Here is a 20,405-nt window from a genome sequence, read left to right as displayed (position 1 = left end):
CAACGACTTTTTTAAAATTTCTTAAATTAATTCCGTCGCTTACGATCCGACCCCCGATTTTGCGGGGTTACTCAGCAGGCGGAACGTAGCCTTCAGCCTTGGCGTATTCCTCACCTGAGAAGTACTTGTCCATTTCGCCCTGAAGATATTTGCGATCTTCGGCGTTCATCATGTTCAGGCGTTTTTCGTTGATCAGCAGGGTCTGGTGTTTTTGCCAGTCTGCCCAGGCCTTGGCCGAGACGTGATCAAAAATGTCCTGGCCTTTGGCGCCCGGGAACGGAGCGCGCTCCAGGGCGGGCAATTCTTCTTTGTACTTGCGGCACATGATGGTGCGGGTCATGACGACTCTCCTGCGTTCAATACGGCGGCCGCGCGCTCGAGCAAGGTTTTGACCGGGGCGGCAAGGCCCAGGCGCGGCGGGGTGGCGAGGTTATACCAGAGCCAGTCGGCCTCGGCCACGTGGTGGCTGGCCTCCTGCACCTGGACCAGCCAGGGTTCGATGGCCAGCTGGAAATGGCTGAATGTGTGGACAAGGCTCGGCAGCGCCTGCTGCTCGCCCATGGTCAGCGCGTGCTGATCGGCGAGATGTTGCAGGTCGTCGAGATCATCGAGTTCCGGCAGGCTCCACAAACCGCCCCACAGACCGCTGGACGGGCGCCGGTAAAGCAGAATCGCGCCGTCGCCGTTGGCGAGCATCGGCATCAGCGTGCGCTTCTGCGGGATGGCCTTGCGCGGCTTGGGAATCGGATAGCGGGTTTCGAGGCCGAGCATGTGCGCTTCGCAGCCGCGTTCCAGCGGACACAGCAGGCAGCTCGGTTTGCTGCGGGTGCACAGCGTCGCACCCAGATCCATCATCGCCTGCGTATAGGCGTTGACCCGGTCGTGCGGCGTAAAGCGCTCGGCAGTGGCCCACAACTGTTTGGCAACCTTCGGCTCGCCGGGGTAACCCTCTTGCGCGGTAAACCGCGCCAAAACGCGTTTGACGTTGCCGTCGAGGATCGGCGCGCGCAGGCCCATGCTGATGCTGGCGATGGCGCCTGCGGTGGACAGGCCGATGCCCGGCAGCTCCGTGAGCTTTTCGACGTCACGGGGAAACTCGCCACCGTACTGGCTGACAACGATCTTCGCGGTCTTCTGCAAATTGCGCGCGCGGGTGTAATAACCCAGCCCGGTCCACAGGTGCAGCACTTCGTCTTCGGGCGCTTCAGCCAGCGCTTGAACCGTCGGCAGCGCGGCCATGAAGCGGTCGAAGTAATTGAGCACGGTGCTGACCTGAGTCTGCTGCAACATGATCTCCGACACCCACACCCGATATGGGTTGATGCCTTGCTGCCAAGGCAAATCGTGGCGGCCGTGGCGGTCGAACCAGTCCAGCACCGCCGTGGAAAACTGCTCCGCTCTCATCGCTTGAACAGCCCCTTCAATGCGTTTTTCAGTTCCGGGCTGACTTTGTCGCCCAGTTTCTCGTCGAGCTTCTCGCTGAGCTTGTCGCCGGCCACTTTTGTCGCGACCTGGCCCAGGCGTTCGTTGTCCACGCGGCAGGCCTTGGCGCCCAGTTCCAGCGGACCACGGCAGCGCAGCGGCCATTCGATGCCGACGAATTTCTCGCCGACCTGGCAGGCCGGGTCCGGCATGGCACTGGTGTCGCCTTCGACGATGATGCCGACGCGGTAGTCCATGCCGAGTACGCGCAGGTCGATATCGCCGTCACCGTTAACCGTCATGCCCGGGATGCGCACCTTCAGGTCCGGGTTGCTGGCGATGCCGTTGCGGAACGTCAGGTTGCCCTTGAGCTCCTGGAACGGCGTGTCCTTGCCCCGTGGCTCGCCGCTGAGGGTTTTGCGGTTGAGCGTGGCGATGCCTTTGCACAGTTGCTGTTCAAGGTTGGCGTTGAGCAGCACGCCGTTGTTGATCACGAAACTGGCGTTGCCGTTCAGGGTTTCGATCAGTGCCTGCTGGCTGTTGCCGCTGCCGGTGAGATTGCTGGTGAGGGTCACCAGACCTTTGACGGGCGGGTTCTTGCCCTGGCTTTCGAGGATTTTCTCGACGGGCACACGGTTGATTTTGGTCGTCAGGTTCAACACCGGTGCACTCGGGCGCACATCGAGGGTGCCGCTGGCCTCGAAACCGCCGTTATACAACTCACCGCTGAGGTTGCTCAGGGTCAACAGACCGCCCTGGCCGCTGGCCTTGAGTGCGGCGTTCTGGATCGGCAGTTTGTCGAGGGTAAGTTGGCCGAACGTCAGATCGGCATCCACATCCAGTTTGGCCAGACGCTCGACCGGCAGCAGGCGCTCGGTGCTCCAGGCGCTCTTGCTCGGTTTTTCCGGCAGCGGCGTGGAACCGGCACCGGCCATGGCATCGGCTTCGGTGCTGGCGACTTCGGCCTGACGCACTTGCGTGGCGTTTTTCGCCTGGTCCGATTTCGGCGGCAGGTAACGGTCGACGTTAAAGGTGTCGGCTTTGAGGGTCGCGCGTAGCGACTGCCTGGCGAAGTCCTCGACGGCAATGCGACCGCTGAAGCTGCTGTCGTCGAGTTTGAGGTTGATGTTGTCGAGGGCGACGCTGGTCGGAGTGGCCGCCACGCGGCTGACCAGTTCGACCTTGCTCAGGCTGCCTTCGGCCATCGCCGGCAGTTTCTGACCGATGCTGTCGACGAACTTCGCCAGATCGAACTGGGCGATCGACAGGCCGCCGGTGATCTGCGGCGTCTTGTCGAGGTCATTGGCCTTCAGTTCGCCCAGTGCACGCAACTGGTTGGCGGAGATCTTGATCCCGGTCCATTCGGCGACGTTCGCCGCTTTATCCAGCAGCACCTGGCCTTGAGCGGAGAAGGTCATGGTCTTGCCTTGCAGCGGATCGCCGGTCAGTTCGCCGGACAGTTTCATGTCCTCGAACTTGTAGCGTTGCAGGGCGCGCTCGATGCGCAGTTCACCATTGAGCTCGGTGCGCACCCGCAGCACAGGCTGATTGGTGCTGAGGAACGCTGTGGCTTTGAGCGGAATGTTGGTCGAATCATGTACCGCGCCGGTGCTCAGCTGGATGCTCTCGGCGCTGAATTGCTTGCCGGTCTGCTCGTCGTTGTATTCAACGCGGGCGTTGTTGACGGTCAGGCTGTCGATGTCGAGGCGGATCGGCTGCGGTGGTTTTTCCGGCTGCGCGGGGGCTTCGGCAGTCGGTGCGCTGGCGGGAGCAGGGCTGCCGGCAGGTGCGGCGGGCGTCGGCAATTTGCCGATGTCTTCCCAGTTGCCGTGGCCGTTCTTGTCGCGTTTCAGGCGCAGGTTCAGGCCTTCGACCCGCACATCGCTCATCTGCACTTCACGGCGCAACAGGGGCAGTACGCGCACGGACAGGCCAAGCATCTGCAGATCGGCATACGGTTCGGCAGGATTGATCAGCGTGGCGACGCTGGCTTCGTGCAGTTCCAGGCCGAGCCACGGGAACAGGCTCCAGCCGATATCGCCATTGAGCGTCAGCTCGATGTGGGCCTTGTCACGGGCTATCTGGCGAATCTCGTCTTTATAGTCGTTGGGATCGAAGAGGTGGGTCAGGGCAAAGCCTGCCGCCACAATGATCAGCAACAACCCGAGAAGTACCAGACCCAGGATTTTGCCGAACGCTTTCATGGGCGAGTCCTTGTAGTTAGTCGAATTCGTAATTTAGCCGGGGAGTATAGCGCTGCATCCACCCGGTTCGGGGCGCCGTCATCTCGCTATTACTTCCAGTGGCACGTGCAATTTGGCCGCCAGCGCCTGCGCTTCAAGGTGTCCGGCGGGTGCCAGCAGGCGCAGTTCCGCCCCCGCTTGCGACGCCATTTTTTGCGCTTGGTTCACCAGCCGCTCGGCAACTCCGCGACGCCGGGTAATTTTCCGCACACATAAATGGGACAGATGCCAAACGCCGTGGTGCCTTGTCAGGTGCCCGGCACCGAGCAGGCGATCATTGAAACGTCCGGCAATCAAACAGCCGTCAGCGAGGGCGTTTTCGATCAGATCGGCCGCGCCGGTGAACGGTGCGAACAGCCATTGCGGCGCATCGCGATAGATTTTCTGCAAATCCTGCTGATCCTGATAACTGGCGTCTTCAAGCGTTTGAACGATGACAGGCATGATTTTTCCGTTTGTGAAGCGCTATGCAGGAGCCGCAGCAGGCCGCGATCTGTTGCCGTTGGTGATTTCAAGAATGATCAAACGATCGCAGCGTTGTGCAGTGCCTGCAGGTAAGGAGATCAGGTGACATGAAAAAAGGTGATATCAGTTTGGTTTTTCTGTCACGTGCAAATGGTAACCTTCGCCCGTTCGTCCGTCCTTCTGCGACTTAACGTCGCGCCTTCAAGGAGCTTCACCCAAAAAAACGGTCATGCCTGCGTGCATAAAGGCCGGGGGTGAGCAGTGGCTGGCGAACCATACTAATAATTGGGGGATACACAATGAGCACGAGCATCACGGCGGACGGCCTTCGCGCCGACCAGCCTGCGTTCCTGTCCAAGGAACGCATCATCGCCAAGCCCGGTTTCAACCGCTGGCTGGTACCACCGGCCGCTCTGGCCATCCACCTGTGCATCGGCATGGCCTACGGTTTCTCGGTGTTCTGGCTGCCGCTGTCCAAGGCGCTGGGCGTCACCGCTCCAGTGGCTTGCGCACCGGACATGAGCTTCATCGCACAAGTGTTTTCGTCGCAATGTGACTGGCCGATCTCGATGCTCGGCTGGATCTACACCCTGTTCTTCATCTTCCTCGGCTGCTCGGCAGCCATCTGGGGCGGCTGGCTGGAACACGCCGGCCCACGCAAGGCCGGTGTGGTATCGGCACTGTGCTGGTGCGGCGGTCTGCTGATTTCGGCGCTGGGTATCTATACCCACCAGATCTGGCTGATGTGGATCGGCTCCGGCGTGATCGGCGGTATCGGTCTGGGCCTGGGCTACATCTCGCCGGTCTCGACCCTGATCAAGTGGTTCCCGGACAAGCGCGGCATGGCCACCGGCATGGCAATCATGGGTTTCGGTGGCGGCGCGATGGTCGGTGCACCGCTGGCGACTGCGCTGATGAGCCACTTCGCTTCGCCGGCCGGTGTCGGCGTCTGGCAGAGCTTCGTGGCCATGGCTGCGATCTACTTTGTGTTCATGATCGGTGGCGCCCTGGCCTACCGCGTGCCGCCAACCGGCTGGAAGCCTGAAGGCTGGACCGCGCCGGCGAAGAAAGCGTCGAACGCGATGATCACCCACCGTCACGTGCACGTGAATGTGGCGTGGAAAACCCCGCAATTCCGTCTGGTGTGGCTGGTGCTGTGCCTGAACGTGTCCGCCGGGATCGGCATTCTGGGCATGGCCTCGCCGCTGTTGCAGGAAGTGTTTGGTGGCCGCCTGCTGGGGGTTGACGTGCCGTTCGGCCAACTGGATGCCGGGCAACTGGCTTCGATTGCCGCAATTGCTGCCGGTTTCACCGGTCTGCTGAGCCTGTTCAACATCGGTGGCCGGTTCTTCTGGGCGTCGTTCTCCGACTACCTGGGTCGCAAAAACACCTACTTCGTGTTCTTCGCCCTGGGTTTTGCCCTGTACGCATTGATCCCGAACCTCGGTCACCTGGGCAACGTCGCGCTGTTCGTGGCGGCGTTCTGCATCATTCTGTCGATGTACGGCGGTGGTTTCGCCACGGTGCCGGCGTATCTGGCCGACCTGTTCGGTACGCAGATGGTGGGTGCGATCCACGGTCGTCTGCTGACCGCCTGGGCGGCAGCCGGTGTGCTCGGTCCGGTGTTGGTGAACTACCTGCGTGAGTACCAGTTGAGCATCGGCGTTGACCGCGCGGCTGCCTACGACATCACCCTGTACATCCTCGCCGGCCTGCTGGTGCTGGGCTTCCTGTGCAACCTGCTGGTTCGTCCGGTGGCTGACAAGTACTTCATGACCGACGCTGAACTGGCTGCCGAACAGGCGCTGGGCCACGACAAAGGTGCTGACGCGACTACGGTTCTGGAGTGGAAAGCCGCGCCGGGCAGCAAGCCGTTGGCCGTCGCAGCATGGCTGGTGGTGGGGATTCCGTTGGCGTGGGGTGTGTGGGTGACCCTGCAGAAAACGGCGGTACTGTTTCACTAAGTAAAAACGCAGTACCCCTGTAGGAGTGAGCCCTGCTCGCGATAGCGGTCTGACAGTCACAGAAATGTTGATTGCCAGGTCCTGATCGCGAGCAGGCTCACTCCTACAGTTGTTTTTGGGGTGCCTGTAATGGCTTGTATGGACATGTCTACCCGCGACAGCCGGGACTTCTGTCCGTCAGCGATATTGCGTCTCGTGTTTCTGTTTCGGCCCCGCGTGCCTATAATGGCTGCCTTTTTCGCCCAATGATTTTGCGGAGCTGGTGATGGCCGAACGTAAGGCGTCTGTCGAGCGCGACACTCTGGAAACCCAGATCAAAGCCTCGATCAACCTTGATGGCACCGGAAAGGCCCGATTCGATATCGGTGTTCCTTTTCTTGAGCACATGCTGGATCAGATCGCCCGTCACGGGTTGATCGACCTGGATATTGAATGCAAGGGCGATCTGCATATCGACGACCACCATACCGTGGAAGACGTCGGTATCACCCTCGGCCAGGCCTTCGCCAAAGCCATCGGCGACAAGAAAGGCATCCGTCGCTACGGCCACGCCTATGTGCCGCTCGATGAAGCGCTGTCGCGTGTGGTGATCGACTTCTCCGGCCGCCCGGGCCTGCAGATGCACGTGCCGTACACCCGCGCCACCGTGGGCGGCTTCGACGTTGACCTGTTCCAGGAATTCTTCCAGGGCTTCGTCAACCACGCACTGGTCAGCCTGCACATCGACAACCTGCGTGGCACCAACACCCACCACCAGATCGAAACCGTGTTCAAGGCTTTCGGCCGCGCCCTGCGCATGGCCGTCGAGCTGGACGAGCGCATGGCCGGGCAAATGCCATCGACCAAAGGCGTCCTGTAATGCAGACGGTTGCAGTTATCGACTACGGCATGGGCAACCTGCACTCGGTGGCCAAGGCCCTCGAGCACGTCGGTGCCGGCAAGGTGCTGATCACCAGCGATGCCGACGTGATCCGCGAAGCCGACCGCGTGGTCTTCCCCGGTGTTGGCGCGATTCGCGACTGCATGGCGGAAATTCGTCGCCTCGGTTTCGACTCGCTGGTGCGTGAAGTCAGCCAGGATCGTCCGTTCCTCGGCATCTGCGTCGGCATGCAGGCCTTGCTCGACACCAGCGAAGAGAACGACGGCGTTGACTGCATCGGCCTGTTCCCGGGGGCGGTGAAGTTCTTCGGCAAAGACCTGCATGAAGACGGCGAGCACCTGAAAGTCCCGCATATGGGCTGGAACGAGGTGAAGCAGAAGGTCAGTCACCCGCTGTGGCACGATATTCCGGACATGGCGCGTTTCTACTTCGTGCACAGCTACTACATCGCCGCCGCCAACGCGCGGCAGGTGGTGGGCAGCGGTCATTACGGGCTCGATTTCGCCGCAGCACTGGCCGATGGCTCGCGTTTCGCCGTGCAGTTCCACCCGGAGAAGAGCCATACCCATGGCCTGCAACTGCTGCAGAACTTCGCCGCGTGGGACGGTCGCTGGTAAATGGCTGCCAAGAAGTCCAAACCGCCGATCCTGACCCTCACTCCCGAGCAGGAGAACGAGGTCAATCGCAAGATCCAGCGGTTCATGGAAGACCGATTCGAACTGGACCTGGGTTCGTTCGAAGCGGCGGAAATTCTTGAGCTGTTTACCCGCGAAATTGCTCCGCACTATTACAACAGGGCGATTTTCGATGTGCAGACCCACCTCAAAGAGCGGTTTGAAAGCATCGAAAGCGACCTGTGGGCGCTCGAGAAAAACTGATTTCCGAGCCAAGCTGAACATTCAAATTTGAAGGTTTGCCAGATGCTGATTATTCCCGCTATCGATCTTAAAGACGGTGCCTGCGTACGTCTGCGCCAGGGCCGCATGGAAGATTCCACAGTGTTCTCCGATGACCCGGTGAGCATGGCTGCCAAGTGGGTGGAGGGCGGTTGCCGCCGTCTGCATCTGGTCGATCTGAATGGCGCGTTCGAAGGCCAGCCAGTCAACGGCGAAGTGGTCACTGCGATCGCCAAGCGCTATCCGACTTTGCCGATCCAGATCGGCGGCGGCATCCGTTCGCTGGAAACCATCGAGCACTACGTCAAGGCGGGCGTGAGCTACGTGATCATCGGCACCAAAGCCGTTAAAGATCCGGCCTTCGTCGCTGAGGCCTGCCGCGCGTTCCCGGGCAAGATCATCGTCGGTCTGGATGCCAAAGACGGTTTTGTCGCCACCGATGGCTGGGCTGAAATCAGCACCGTGCAGGTCATTGATCTGGCCAAGCAGTTTGAAGCCGACGGCGTCTCCTCGATCGTTTATACCGACATCGCCAAAGACGGCATGATGCAGGGTTGCAACGTGCCGTTTACCGCTGCGCTGGCCGCTGCCACGAAGATCCCGGTGATCGCTTCCGGCGGTATCCACAATCTGGGTGACATCAAGTCGCTGCTCGACGCCAAGGCGCCGGGCATCATCGGCGCCATCACTGGCCGGGCGATCTACGAAGGCACCCTCGACGTCGCCGAAGCGCAAGCTTTCTGCGATTCGTACAAAGGCTGAGGACTGACCATGGCGCTGGCCAAACGCATCATCCCTTGCCTGGACGTGGACAACGGCCGGGTCGTCAAAGGTGTGAAGTTCGAGAACATCCGTGACGCCGGTGACCCGGTGGAAATCGCCCGGCGCTATGACGAGCAGGGTGCCGACGAGATTACCTTCCTCGACATCACCGCCAGCGTCGATGGCCGCGACACTACGCTGCATACCGTCGAGCGCATGGCCAGCCAGGTGTTCATCCCGCTGACCGTGGGCGGCGGCGTGCGCACCGTGCAGGACATTCGCAACCTGCTCAATGCCGGTGCGGACAAGGTCTCGATCAACACCGCAGCGGTGTTCAACCCTGAGTTTGTCGGCGAAGCCGCGCAGCATTTCGGCTCGCAGTGCATCGTCGTCGCCATCGACGCGAAGAAAGTCTCAGGCCCGGGCGAAACCCCGCGCTGGGAAATCTTCACCCACGGCGGACGCAAGCCGACCGGCCTCGACGCGGTCGAGTGGGCGAAGAAAATGGAAGGCCTCGGCGCCGGCGAGATCCTGCTGACCAGCATGGATCAGGACGGCATGAAAAACGGCTTCGACCTCGGCGTGACCCGCGCCATCAGCGATGCGCTGGGCATTCCGGTCATCGCTTCCGGCGGCGTCGGCAACCTGCAGCATCTGGCTGACGGCATCATTGAAGGCCACGCCAGCGCAGTGCTGGCGGCGAGTATTTTCCACTTCGGCGAATACACCGTGCAGGAAGCAAAAGCGTATATGGCCAAACGCGGCATCGTAATGCGCTAAACCGTACGGGCCAGTGGACACCATGGCGCACCCAAGGCACTCTTGGGCACGCCATGGATTCCGGTAGCCCGACATGATCAAACGCCTGCTCCTTGTTCTCGCCAGTGCCTCTTTGTTGTTGATCAACAATGCCCGGGCCGAAAACAGTCCCGACACCGATCTGGTGCTGCTCACCGAAAACTTCCCGCCCTATAACATGGCGAAGAACGGCAAAAATTTCGCCCAGGGCGAGAACATCAATGGCATCGCCACCGATATCGTCCGTGAAATGTTCCAGCGTGCCGGGATCACTTACAGCCTGACTCTGCGTTTTCCTTGGGAGCGCGTCTACAAACTCGCCCTGGAAAACCCCGGTTACGGTGCCTTCGTGATGGCGCGTCTGCCGGACCGGGAAAAACTCTTCAAATGGGTCGGCCCGATCGGCCCTGACGACTGGATCATGTTGGCCAAGGCTGACAGCAAGATCACTCTCGAAACCCTCGAGGATGCGCGCCAATACAAGATCGGCGCCTACAAGGGGGATGCCATTGCCGAGACACTGGCCAAGCAGGGGCTGAAGCCGATCGTGGTGCTGCGTGATCAGGACAATGCGAAAAAACTGGTCGGCGGGCAGATTGATTTGTGGGCCACAGGCGATCCTGCCGGACGGTATCTGGCGCGGCAGGACGGTGTTACCGGCCTCAAGACTGTGCTGCGCTTCAACAGCGCAGAACTGTATCTGGCACTGAACAAGGATGTGTCAGATACAGTCGTTGCCAAGTTGCAGGCTGCGCTGGATCAAATGCGCAAGGATGGGATTGTCGACGAGATCATGGGGCGCTATCTGTAGCAGTCGATAGTTCCAGCGATGACGGTGCAATGATGTCGACCGCACCACCACTGTCCTCGGAGCCTGGCGGTGTGCTCATGGTCAGTTGCCGGCACGCGTTGGCAATCTCGATTTGTTCCGGCGGAAATTGCGTCAGATGAAAGCTGGAGTCGTCGGTATAGCGGAATTCGACGGCCACCTGAGTGCCGTCCTCCCGTATGAGTTTGTAATGACTTTCCATCTGGTAGACCGCGACGGCAGTCTGCTTCGCAACCATGGCGATGACGACCTGAGGACGTGACTCCATCCAGCTGCTCGCAGAATTTTCGGTATGAGTGAAGTGTTCCGGCAGGCGGGCCGAAAGTTTCGTCACCCGTCTATCGCTCAACGCCACGGATGGCCAGGCCTTGTCGATTTCAATCGACGTCAAGCCGCTGAACACGCGTAGCCCTATCGGGTTTTGTGTTCGGTGGGTGATCCATTTGGCCGCACGGGTGTTGTCCGAGGTGTTGTGGTCATGACCAATCAACACATATTCGTCTGTTCTTTTCAGCTCGTAATAGGGCGAGCTGAAAAACTGCTCGGCGGGATCGGCGTGGTCTCTGACCGCAAACCAGGGCAGGCGGGCAACCTGAGTGACTTTGACGGCTTCGCTACTCGGAGGGTGCGCATACCCGGTGAGCATCGGAGCTTGGGGTGCTGCGGTGATTTGCATCGGGATCTGCATCCGTAACGCATAAGCAGTGCCGGGCGCTGTGGGTTTGTTGTAGGTCTCTACGCCCACAAAGGTGCCGGGAGCAAAACAGATTTCGCCCGGCTCGGCAGTGGGTGGCTGTATGGTCCAGGCGCTGAAACTGAGTTTTGCGCTCGTGCCTTTGTCATTCCACAGCAGATCCCCAACAGTTGCCTCTACAACCAGATCGGCCCTCACGCAGCGGACGGTATTGGGTGATGGCTTACGGTGGTCACTGGCGCACACCAGGCCCAGGGCGACGTAGCCTGCTGGGGGGATCGGGCGCCATATGGATGTGCGCGTAACACTGGGTGACGGGGACTCATTCCAGACCAGTTCGAAATCGGCAGGCTTGGCCAGCGCGTTGCCTTTACTGTTTTTCGCCCCTTTCAAGTCCTTCTCGCAGACGACAGCCGAGACCATTTCGCCGTTAATGTTGAAACTGCCGGGAATGAACAGATCGCCCAGTGGAAAGTAACCCGGCAATGCATCCGGAGCGGGTGTGGGGCGCCAGAAAGTTCCAGGTTTTGCCTTTGCACTATTGATACTCCAGACCCGATGAAACTCGGTTGTGAAGTTGATCAGCAGGTTGTCGTGCGTGATGGGCTGCATTGGCCTGGGTGGCGAGGCAGCGTTTTCTTCGAGAGTCATAGTCAATCCTGATAGTTGAAAGCGGCTCGGGGGAGCCACGACCTGTTGCAGGTCTCACTATCCGGAAGCCAGCAGGATTGCTGGCGGTAACTATGTATAGAGCGTTACCCGGTATTACCGATAAATGCCGTCTTTGCCATGTCCGCTCATGGCGCGATTGCTGCGCACGCTGATCATTTGCCTGATGTCGATCCAGTCGATGCCCTGGGCCTTCAGCTTGGGCAACTCGCGCTCCAGCACCGCCAGCGTTTGCGGGTAAGGGTGGCCGATCATCACCGCCGAGCCCTGTTTACGGGCGAGACTGATCGCTGTTTGCAACTGGGTGAAAATCGCCGCTTCGGTGCGCTCGTCATCCAGGAACACATCCCGCGAGACGCTCGCCAGATTGATCTTCTGCGCTTGCTGCGCGGCGACGGTCTGCGCGCTGGTGCGGCTGTCGACGAAGAACTTGTGCCGCCGCTGCAACTCGCCCATCAGCCAGGCCATCGCCACGGGCTGAGCAGTCATGCGGCTACCCATGTGATTGTTGATGCCCGCCGTGTACGGCACCTTTTTGAACGCTGCGTCGAGGCGCTTCTCAAGCTCTTCAATCGGCAATTCCGGGTGCCAGGCGTACGGGCCGGTGGCCGGATCCATCGGCATGTGCAGGATGACGATCTTGCCGGCGCGATGGGCCTCGCGGGCGAATTCGGTGGCGTGAGGCGTGTCGGGCATGATCGCCGTGGTCACCGGGCCGGGCAGGGCCAGCACGCGGCGATCCCGGGGCAGGTTCTGCCCCAGGTCGTCGATGATCAGCGTCAGGTAGGCTTTGTGTGGCGTGGGGCTGGCGGGCTCTGCATGAGCAGCGCCCGCCAGACAGCACAGCAGGACGAAAAGGAAACGCCAAGACATCCTCAACGGCCGGATGTAATGCTCAGGCCTTTGAGCAGGCTCAGGGCCTGGGCCAACTGGTAATCGTCATCCTGCGGCATTGCCTTAGGCTTGGCGCCGGAACCGGTCGGCTTGTCCGCGCCGCCGTTGCCGTTGCCCAGGTGACCTTGCAGGTCGGCTTCCTTGAAGTAGTCGCCGTCCGCTTCGTTGGTGATCTTGGCCTTGCGCACTTCGATGTCCGGGACGATGCCCTGAGCCTGGATCGAACGGCCATTCGGCGTGAAGTACAACGCCGTGGTGATCTTCAGCGCGCGGTCGTTGTTCAGCGGCAGCACGGTTTGCACCGAACCCTTGCCGAAACTGGTGGTGCCCATGACCACGGCGCGTTTCTGATCCTGCAGGGCGCCGGCGACGATTTCCGAGGCCGAGGCGCTGCCACCGTTGATCAGCACGACCATCGGCACGGCTTCGCTTTCGTCCTTGCCGGTGGCGGAGAAGCGCAGTTCGGAGTTGGCGATCCGGCCCTTGGTGTAGACGATCAGGCCTTTGGTGATGAAGTGGTCGACCACTTCCACCGCCGCCTGCAGTACACCGCCCGGGTTGTTACGCAGGTCGAGAATGATGCCTTTGAGCTTCTTGCCGTTGTCCTTGCGCATCTTCGCCAGGGCCTTGGAGACCTCTTCGCCGGTCTTGACCTGGAACTGAGTGATGCGGATGTAGCCGTAGCCCGATTCCAGCAGCTGCGACTTGACGCTCTTGACCTGAATCACGGCGCGGGCCAGGGTCACGTCAAACGGCGTGCCGCCGTCGCGGACCAGGGTCAGGGTGATCTTCTGGCCGATCTTGCCGCGCATCTTGTCGACGGCTTCGGTCATGGTCTGGCCGCGAGTCGGCTGGCCGTTGATCTTGACGATGAAGTCACCGGCCTGAATGCCGGCCTTCGATGCAGGCGTGTCGTCGATCGGCGAGACGACCTTGATGAAGCCGTCTTCGGAGCCGACTTCGATGCCCAGCCCGCCGAATTCGCCGCTGGTGCTTTCCTGCAACTCGGTGAAGTCTTCAGGGCCCAGGTAGGCGGAGTGCGGATCGAGGTTGCTGAGCATGCCCTTGATCGCGTTTTCCAGCAGGGTCTTGTCGTCTACCGGCTCGACGTAGGCGGCCTTGATCCGGTCCATGACCTCGGCAAAGGTGCGCAACTCTTCCAGCGGCAACGGTGCCTTGGCGGTCGCGGCAGTGCCTGCCGGAGCGACGGCCGGGGCTGGCTGAGCAGCGAACGCCAGAGGCGCGCCGATCACCAGAGCGATCGTCAGGGCCAGCGAGGTAAGACGGGACAAATGCAGCATGTCGAACGAACTCCTTAATTAGGCGGTGCGCTTATCCTTGCGCACGACACCATTGCGCCGGATCACTCGGGTGACCCTGCTGACGAATTGCGAAATACAGCGCAGGCGTGTCCTGGCCACCACTGTTACCGACAGTGGAGATGGATTCACCGGCTTTTACCACGTCACCTGCCGACTTGAGCAGCGTCTGGTTGTGACCGTAAAGACTCAGAAAACCGTTGCCGTGATCGAGGATCACCAGCAGCCCGGCACCGCGCAACCAGTCGGCGAATACCACGCGACCGCCGTGTACGGCGTGCACCTGACTGCCGGCGGAAGCGCTGATCATTACGCCGTCCCACTTGGTACGGGCATCGTCGCCACGGCTTTCGCCGAAGCGTGCCAGCAGTCGACCATCAACCGGCCACGGAAGTTTTCCCCGGGTTGCAGCAAAAGGGCCACCGAAGGTCTCGCCGCTGCTGGAAACCAGCGCGCCGGGGGTGGATCTGGCGGGTTTTCGTGGGGCGTCGCTGTTTTCAGCCTGCGCCTCACGCAAACGCTTTTTTTCCGCTTCCTGCTGGGCGATCAGCGCTTTCTGCCGCGCTTCTTCTGCCTCACGGGCCTGACGGGCCAGGGTTTCTTCAATGGTTTTAAGGACTTTAGACAGGTCTGCCTGATCCTGCTCGCGGGCGGCCAGTTTCTGGTCGCGGGCTTTCACGTCGTCATTGAGCTTGGCGAGGACTTGCTGGCGTTCCTTGCGGACCTTTTCCAGCTCGTCGCGCTGGGTGTCGAGGCTGCTTTTCTGCACCAGCAATTGCGCCTGCTGCAGAGCGATGTCTTTTTCGACATTGGCCAACTGGCGCAGGGTTTCGTTGAAGCTTTTCAACTGCTCCAGACGGGCCTGGCTCAGGTAATCGTAATAGGTGAGGGTACGGGCGAATTTCTCGGGATTCTGCTGGTTGAGCAGCAGCTTGAGGTATTCCTGACGACCGTTCTGGTAGGCCGCGCGGGCCTGGATGGCAATCAGTCGCTGTTGTTCAGTGCGCGCGCTCTGGAGTTTTTTTTTCTCCGCATCGAGCCGCTGCAGCTCGGATTCGCTTTTCTTCAGCTCTTTTTGCAGGGCATCGACCTGCTTCTCGAGCTTGCCCATCTCGGTTTCGGTGCCCTTGAGCTCTTTCTGCACGCCGGATTTTTCTTCCTGCAGCTTGCCCAGCAGTTTTTTCAACTCGGCAATGTCCTGACGCGTGGCGTCCAACTGCTGTTGGGTTTGCGCGCGCTCGTCAGCGAAGGCCGGTTGGAGCAGGCATGTCAGAGCAAGGGCGATCAGGACGCGAAGCATAGGGGCGGGCGGCACCAGGGTAAGGGACGGCCTAGTATGCCCGCCCGACGCTGCAAAAAAAACGCCCAATTGGGGCTGTGTGATAACTGGAGCGCCAGACAGGCGTAATTCCATTTCGAAAACCCCATAAACCACTGTGGGAGCTGGCTCGCCAGCGATGGCGTCTGCACATTCAACATAGATGTTGGCTGTCAGATTGCTATCGCTGGCAAGCCAGCTCCCACAGGGTTTTGCGGTGTTTTGGCGATTCGGGTCAGACCAGAATCGAGGTGCCGGTCATTTCCGCCGGCTTTTCCAGGCCCAGCAGCATCAGCATGGTCGGTGCCACGTCCGCCAGGACGCCGCCTTCGCGGACCTTGAGGTCACGCTTGCCGACATAAATGAATGGCACTGGCTCGGTGGTGTGGGCGGTGTGCGCCTGGCCGGTGGAGGCGTCGGACATCTGCTCGACGTTACCGTGGTCAGCGGTGATCAGCGCTTCGCCGCCCACCTTTTCCAGCGCATCGACGATACGGCCGACGCAGGTGTCGAGGCATTCAACGGCCTTCACCGCCGCTTCGAACACACCGCTGTGGCCGACCATGTCGCCGTTGGCGTAGTTGACCACGATCACGTCGTAACGCTGGTTCTCGATCGCCTCGACGATGCGGTCGGTGACTTCCGGCGCGCTCATTTCCGGCTGCAGGTCGTAGGTGGCGACTTTCGGCGACGGGATCAGAATCCGCTCTTCGCCCGGAAACGGTTCTTCACGACCGCCGGAGAAGAAGAAGGTCACGTGCGCATATTTCTCGGTTTCAGCGATGCGCAGCTGGGTCTTGCCGTTCTTTGCCAGATAATCGCCGAGCACGTTTTCCAGGCTGCCGGGGGCGAAGGCCGACGGCGCAGGGATGCTGGCGGCGTATTGGGTCAGCATGACGAAACCGGCCAGTTTCGGCTGGCGCGCGCGCTCGAACTCCTTGAAATCGTCTTCGACGAATACGCGGGTCAGCTCGCGGGCGCGGTCGGCGCGGAAGTTCATGAACACCACGGCGTCGCCGTCTTCGACCTTGACCGGCTCGCCGATGGTGGTGGCTTTGACGAATTCGTCGCTCTCGCCACGGGCGTAGGCGGCGTCGAGGCCTTCCTGGGCGGTGGCGGCGTTGAATTCGGCGTTGCCGTCGACGATCAGGTTGTAGGCCTGAGATACGCGGTCCCAACGGTTGTCACGGTCCATCGCGTAGTAGCGACCGACGATGCTGGCGATGCGGCCCTTGCCGAGCGCCTGGAAGGTCGCGTCGAGCAGTTCGATCGACGACGTGGCGCTTTTCGGCGGCGTGTCGCGGCCATCGAGGAAGGCGTGCAGGTAGATTTTTTCGGCGCCGCGCTTGAAGGCCAGTTCGGCCATGGCGATCAGGTGATCCTGGTGGCTGTGTACGCCGCCGTCGGACAGCAGGCCCATGAAGTGCACGGCTTTGCCGGCGGCCACGGCGTTATCCACAGCGGCGCAGAGGGTCGGGTTGTCGAAGAACTCGCCGTCGCGGATCGCTTTGGTCACGCGGGTGAAGTCCTGATACACCACGCGGCCGGCGCCGAGGTTCATGTGGCCGACTTCGGAGTTGCCCATCTGGCCGTCCGGCAGGCCGACGTCCATGCCGCTGCCCGAGATCAAGCCGTTCGGCACGCTGGCCCAGAGGCGATCAAGGACCGGCTTCTTCGCCGCGTACACGGCATTGGATTCGTGGCTGTCACTGTGACCGAAGCCGTCGAGAATCATCAGGACCAAAGGTTTAGGCGTGGTAGTCATGGAATCCACTCGTGGCTAATAAAGAAGAGGGCGATGGAAAAGGGAGTGGCGAGTTTAATGCTTAGTTCCGACCACGTCACCGCCGGACGGGGTTTGGCCCACCTTGGGGGCTGTGTATACTGGCCGACATTTTAACGCCCTGGAACCTCCTTCGATGGTTGCTCACCTGATTGAATTTGCCACTAACCACTACATTCTTGTCGGTATCTTCGTCGTACTGCTGGCTCTGCTGCTGGCGCACACGATGCAGGGCGGCGGTAAAAGCCTGAGCACCGGTGAGCTGACCGCGCTGGTCAATAAAGATGCGGGCGTGGTGGTGGACATCCGTCCAACCAAGGATTTTGCTGCCGGCCACATCGTTGGCGCGGTGAACATCCCTCAGGACAAACTGGTTGCGCGCATCGGCGAGCTGGAAAAACACAAGGCCAAGACCATCATTCTGGTTGATGCCCTGGGCCAGACTGCCGGCACCCATGCCCGCGAACTGATGAAATCCGGCTTCACCGCCGCCAAGCTGTCCGGCGGGATCTCCAGCTGGAAAGGCGACAACCTGCCGCTGGTGAAGTGATATGAGCGAAGTCATCGTCTATTCCAGCGATTACTGCCCTTATTGCATGCGAGCCAAGCAATTGCTCGCGAACAAAGGTGTGGCCTTCGAAGAGATCAAGGTCGATGGCAAGCCGCAGATTCGTGCTGCCATGACCCAGAAGGCCGGACGCACATCCGTGCCGCAGATCTGGATCGGCGACAAGCACATCGGCGGTTGTGATGATTTGTATGCCCTGGAGCGCGCCGGCAAGCTCGACGCGCTGCTCAAGGCTTGAACGGCTGCACCCACGTACAGCAATCCCTAAAAGACCCAAGATCAGAAAGGATCTGAGATGACTGACCAACAGAACACTGCAGCCAGCGAAGAAGAAACCGCACCGCAATTCTCCTTGCAGCGCATCTATGTACGCGACCTGTCGTTCGAAGCCCCGAAAAGCCCGGCGATCTTCCGCCAGCAGTGGGACCCGAGCGTCGGTCTGGATCTGAACACTCGCCAGAAAGAACTGGAAGGTGATTTCTACGAAGTCGTGCTGACCCTGTCTGTGACCGTGAAAAACGGTGACGAAGTGGCGTTCATCGCTGAAGTGCAACAGGCCGGTATCTTCCTGATCAAAAACCTGGACGCGGCTTCGATGAGCCACACCCTGGGTGCGTTCTGCCCGAACATCCTGTTCCCGTACGCGCGCGAAACCCTGGACAGCCTGGTGACCCGTGGTTCGTTCCCGGCCCTGATGCTGGCCCCGGTGAACTTCGACGCCCTGTACGCGCAAGAGCTGCAGCGCATGCAGGAAAGCGGCGAGACGCCAACCGTACAATAAGCGGTTCAGCTGTACCCCTGTGGGAGCGAGCCTGCTCGCGAAAGCGGTTTGTCAGAGACATCAATGTCGCTGACAGGCCGTAATCGCGAGCAGGCTCGCTCCCACAGTTGTTTTGGGTGTTTTATTTGAAGTCGTTCTGCCGCCACGCTTCGTACACGGCCACCGCCACGGTGTTGGACAGGTTCAGGCTGCGGCAGCCTTCGCGCATCGGCAGGCGCAGGCGTTGTTCTGCCGGCAGGGCGTCCAGCACCTCAGGCGGCAGGCCACGGCTTTCCGGGCCGAAGATGAATGCATCGCCCGGGACAAACGCGGCATCATGAAACGGTCGCGAGCCCTTGGTGGTAAACGCGAACAAGCGCGGGTTGCCCAGGCTTTCCAGGCAACTGGCCAGATCGGCGTGGCGCTGCAGGGTGGCATATTCGTGGTAGTCGAGACCGGCGCGGCGCAGGCGCTTGTCGTCCATCTCGAAACCCAAGGGTTCGATCAAATGCAGGTGGCAGCCGCTGTTGGCGCACAGCCTGATAACGTTGCCGGTATTCGGCGGAATTTCTGGTTGGAAAAGGATGACGTGAAACATGCACGGCTCCGAAGGTAAAGATGACGCGCATTCTACGCCGCAAGCGGACCCGCGTTCGAAACTATTCCCGCGGGTGATCGGTTCGCTGGCGATTTTCGGGCTGATGGTCGGGCTGATGATCGGCCGCCTGACCACGCCGGATCCGAGCGTGTTGCAGCAGGTCGAGGTGACGGACGGCGGCCTGGTGGTGTGGTTCAACAACGAACCCAAACTGCACGGCGAGATCGTCGACGGCGCGGTGGCGTTGCTGTTCCAGGCTGAGGGCAAGGCGCAGAAGGGCCAGCTCAAGCTCAACGGCAAGGACGTCAACTGGCGTACGCGTGTGAGTGATGGTGGTTTGTTGCTGACGGTGCTGGCGGCACGGCCGCTGCAGGGTGACTGGGCCGGCAGTCAGGTCGATGACCGCTGGCGGCTGGAGATCCATCTCCGGGAGCAATAAAAGCGGGAATCCCCGGCCTGCCTGTACCAGGGTTCCCAAAACGGGTGGACTTCGCTGAAAGCGTCGGTCCGATGTAAAGAGGGAACCCCCGGCCTGCCTGTACCAAGGATCCCAAAAGGGTGGGCGCATCGCGTTGCGGTGTGCGCCCGGTGTAAAGAGGGGATTCCCCGGCCTGCCTGTACCAAGGTCCCCGAAACGGGTGGTGAATCGAATCACCTGTGAGGGTTATTGCAGGGCGCGTGCCAGGTTTTCATTTTTTCAAACTAAAGCAGTTTTCAGAAACCCGAAAGCCCCGGAATCCGGGGCTTTCGTGATTCTAAAATTCAAGTTTTGCGGTGATTCCAGGGGCGGTTTTTTACTGAGGGCTGTGCGCAATCGCGGGTCAACGTGCATTGTGGTGGTGCACGAAGGCCCCTCACCCTAACCCTCTCCCAGAGGGAGAGGGGACTGACCGGGGGATGTCGAAGAGATACGCCGAGGTGAAATTGCTTTGCCGAATCCAAAGTCGACCCAGCGCGTCAGGTCGATGGACAGTGCATGACCGACTCGGTCGGCGCCCTCTCCCAGAGGGAGAGGGGACTGACCGGGGGATGTCGAAGTGATACGCCGAGGTGAAATTGCTTTGCCGAATCCAAAATCGACCCAACGCGTCAGGTCGATGGACAGTGCATGACCGACTCGGTCGGCGCCCTCTCCCAAAGGGAGAGGGGACTGATCGAGGGATGTCGAAGAGATACGCCGAGGTGAAATTGCTTTGCCGAATCCAAAGTCGACCCAGCGCGTCAGGTCGATGGACAGTGCATGACCGACTCGGTCGGCGCCTTCTCCCAGAGGGAGAGGGGACTGACCGAGGGATGTCGAAGAGATACGCCGAGGTGAAATTGCTTTGCCGAATCCATAGTCGACCCAACGCGTCAGGTCGATGGATAGTGCATGACCGACTCGGTCGGCCCCCTCTCCCATTGGGAGAGGGCTGGGGTGTGATCTGGCTTAATGATTCTGGACACCCTTAAAGGGCGGTAATCTACGCCCAGCGAAGAGGTGGCATTTGACTAGACGATATTTTTCGACAGATTTCAAACGGGATGCGGCTTGCCTGGTTTT

Annotated in this window: 21 protein-coding genes; 11 read left to right on the top strand and 10 right to left on the bottom strand. The window is 60.5% G+C overall.

Translation table 11 applies throughout. The features are described 5' to 3' along the window. Nucleotides 1–67: 67 nt before the first annotated feature. The 4 genes from PseuLF5_RS19570 to PseuLF5_RS19555 form a co-directional block, all read right to left on the bottom strand. Nucleotides 68–340: an oxidative damage protection protein gene (locus tag PseuLF5_RS19570; protein WP_008024947.1), complete on the bottom strand. Its 273-nt coding sequence runs from the start codon at nt 338–340 to the stop codon at nt 68–70. Further along, nucleotides 337–1,404, bottom strand: coding sequence for an A/G-specific adenine glycosylase (gene mutY / locus PseuLF5_RS19565; RefSeq protein WP_123470636.1), 1,068 nt, complete (start codon nt 1,402–1,404; stop codon nt 337–339). The genes PseuLF5_RS19570 and mutY overlap by 4 nt, the downstream gene beginning before the upstream one ends. Beyond that, nucleotides 1,401–3,626, bottom strand: a complete 2,226-nt coding sequence (locus PseuLF5_RS19560) for an AsmA family protein (protein ID WP_123470637.1) — start codon at nt 3,624–3,626, stop codon at nt 1,401–1,403. The genes mutY and PseuLF5_RS19560 overlap by 4 nt, the downstream gene beginning before the upstream one ends. A 78-nt stretch (nt 3,627–3,704) precedes the next feature. Further along, a complete protein-coding gene (locus PseuLF5_RS19555; RefSeq protein ID WP_336348029.1) occupies nt 3,705–4,109 on the bottom strand; it encodes an acetyl-CoA sensor PanZ family protein in 405 nt (134 codons plus the stop codon). Nucleotides 4,110–4,429: 320 nt separating this feature from the next. Here PseuLF5_RS19555 and PseuLF5_RS19550 point away from each other — a divergent pair, with 320 nt between their 5' ends. The 7 genes from PseuLF5_RS19550 (at nt 4,430) to PseuLF5_RS19520 (ending at nt 10,241) form a co-directional block, all read left to right on the top strand. Beyond that, entirely contained in the window at nt 4,430–6,094 is a 1,665-nt protein-coding gene (locus tag PseuLF5_RS19550; RefSeq protein ID WP_123470640.1) for an OFA family MFS transporter, read from the top strand. Nucleotides 6,095–6,359: 265 nt separating this feature from the next. Beyond that, the gene (gene hisB, locus PseuLF5_RS19545; RefSeq protein ID WP_007909204.1) at nt 6,360–6,953 is read left to right on the top strand and encodes an imidazoleglycerol-phosphate dehydratase HisB; all 594 of its coding nucleotides are present in this window, start codon (nt 6,360–6,362) and stop codon (nt 6,951–6,953) included. Next, complete coding sequence (gene hisH, locus PseuLF5_RS19540) at nt 6,953–7,591, top strand: imidazole glycerol phosphate synthase subunit HisH (RefSeq protein WP_123470642.1); 639 nt, start codon at nt 6,953–6,955, stop codon at nt 7,589–7,591. The genes hisB and hisH overlap by 1 nt, the downstream gene beginning before the upstream one ends. Beyond that, the gene (locus PseuLF5_RS19535; RefSeq protein WP_027611255.1) at nt 7,592–7,852 is read left to right on the top strand and encodes a DUF2164 domain-containing protein; all 261 of its coding nucleotides are present in this window, start codon (nt 7,592–7,594) and stop codon (nt 7,850–7,852) included. Nucleotides 7,853–7,894: 42 nt separating this feature from the next. Further along, the gene (hisA, locus tag PseuLF5_RS19530) at nt 7,895–8,632 is read left to right on the top strand and encodes a 1-(5-phosphoribosyl)-5-[(5-phosphoribosylamino)methylideneamino]imidazole-4-carboxamide isomerase (RefSeq protein ID WP_007909210.1); all 738 of its coding nucleotides are present in this window, start codon (nt 7,895–7,897) and stop codon (nt 8,630–8,632) included. 9 nt (nt 8,633–8,641) lie between these two features. Further along, nucleotides 8,642–9,412 (top strand): imidazole glycerol phosphate synthase subunit HisF, encoded by a 771-nt coding sequence (gene hisF / locus PseuLF5_RS19525; protein WP_090452593.1) that lies wholly within the window; start codon nt 8,642–8,644, stop codon nt 9,410–9,412. Between the two features lie 73 nt (nt 9,413–9,485). Further along, nucleotides 9,486–10,241 carry a substrate-binding periplasmic protein gene (locus PseuLF5_RS19520; protein ID WP_340134394.1) on the top strand — a complete coding sequence of 252 codons (756 nt, stop codon included), beginning with the start codon at nt 9,486–9,488 and terminating at the stop codon, nt 10,239–10,241. Here PseuLF5_RS19520 and PseuLF5_RS19515 read toward each other — a convergent pair. The 5 genes from PseuLF5_RS19515 to gpmI all read right to left on the bottom strand — a co-directional run bounded on the left by PseuLF5_RS19515 (nt 10,222) and on the right by gpmI (nt 16,918). Then, the gene (locus PseuLF5_RS19515) at nt 10,222–11,604 is read right to left on the bottom strand and encodes a Vps62-related protein (RefSeq protein ID WP_340134392.1); all 1,383 of its coding nucleotides are present in this window, start codon (nt 11,602–11,604) and stop codon (nt 10,222–10,224) included. The genes PseuLF5_RS19520 and PseuLF5_RS19515 overlap by 20 nt on opposite strands. A gap of 114 nt (nt 11,605–11,718) precedes the next feature. After that, nucleotides 11,719–12,495 carry a divergent polysaccharide deacetylase family protein gene (locus PseuLF5_RS19510; protein WP_123470647.1) on the bottom strand — a complete coding sequence of 259 codons (777 nt, stop codon included), beginning with the start codon at nt 12,493–12,495 and terminating at the stop codon, nt 11,719–11,721. 2 nt (nt 12,496–12,497) lie between these two features. After that, nucleotides 12,498–13,817, bottom strand: coding sequence for a S41 family peptidase (locus PseuLF5_RS19505; protein WP_123470649.1), 1,320 nt, complete (start codon nt 13,815–13,817; stop codon nt 12,498–12,500). Nucleotides 13,818–13,848: 31 nt separating this feature from the next. Next, on the bottom strand, nt 13,849–15,135 hold the full coding sequence (locus tag PseuLF5_RS19500) for a murein hydrolase activator EnvC family protein (RefSeq protein WP_123470651.1): 1,287 nt from the start codon (nt 15,133–15,135) through the stop codon (nt 13,849–13,851). A gap of 253 nt (nt 15,136–15,388) precedes the next feature. Further along, a complete protein-coding gene (gene gpmI, locus PseuLF5_RS19495; RefSeq protein ID WP_340134388.1) occupies nt 15,389–16,918 on the bottom strand; it encodes a 2,3-bisphosphoglycerate-independent phosphoglycerate mutase in 1,530 nt (509 codons plus the stop codon). Between the two features lie 154 nt (nt 16,919–17,072). Here gpmI and PseuLF5_RS19490 point away from each other — a divergent pair, with 154 nt between their 5' ends. Genes PseuLF5_RS19490 through secB form a run of 3 tightly spaced genes read left to right on the top strand, consistent with a single transcriptional unit; the run spans nt 17,073 to nt 18,285 of the window. Next, nucleotides 17,073–17,486 (top strand): rhodanese-like domain-containing protein, encoded by a 414-nt coding sequence (locus tag PseuLF5_RS19490; RefSeq protein WP_123470654.1) that lies wholly within the window; start codon nt 17,073–17,075, stop codon nt 17,484–17,486. 1 nt (nt 17,487) lies between these two features. Next, on the top strand, nt 17,488–17,742 hold the full coding sequence (grxC, locus tag PseuLF5_RS19485; protein ID WP_123470655.1) for a glutaredoxin 3: 255 nt from the start codon (nt 17,488–17,490) through the stop codon (nt 17,740–17,742). Between the two features lie 57 nt (nt 17,743–17,799). Continuing rightward, on the top strand, nt 17,800–18,285 hold the full coding sequence (secB, locus tag PseuLF5_RS19480) for a protein-export chaperone SecB (protein WP_123470657.1): 486 nt from the start codon (nt 17,800–17,802) through the stop codon (nt 18,283–18,285). Between the two features lie 121 nt (nt 18,286–18,406). Here secB and PseuLF5_RS19475 read toward each other — a convergent pair whose 3' ends face one another. Continuing rightward, nucleotides 18,407–18,862 carry a tRNA (cytidine(34)-2'-O)-methyltransferase gene (locus PseuLF5_RS19475; RefSeq protein ID WP_003220777.1) on the bottom strand — a complete coding sequence of 152 codons (456 nt, stop codon included), beginning with the start codon at nt 18,860–18,862 and terminating at the stop codon, nt 18,407–18,409. Here PseuLF5_RS19475 and PseuLF5_RS19470 point away from each other — a divergent pair. Next, a complete protein-coding gene (locus tag PseuLF5_RS19470) occupies nt 18,861–19,301 on the top strand; it encodes a hypothetical protein (RefSeq protein WP_123470658.1) in 441 nt (146 codons plus the stop codon). The genes PseuLF5_RS19475 and PseuLF5_RS19470 overlap by 2 nt on opposite strands. Nucleotides 19,302–20,405 lie beyond the last annotated feature (1,104 nt).

This window comes from Pseudomonas sp. LF-5 (assembly GCF_037626295.1).
Lineage (GTDB): Bacteria > Pseudomonadota > Gammaproteobacteria > Pseudomonadales > Pseudomonadaceae > Aquipseudomonas > Aquipseudomonas monsensis.
The sequence above is the reverse complement of the archived record's forward strand: the minus strand, read 5'-3'. Positions and strand labels throughout refer to the sequence as shown.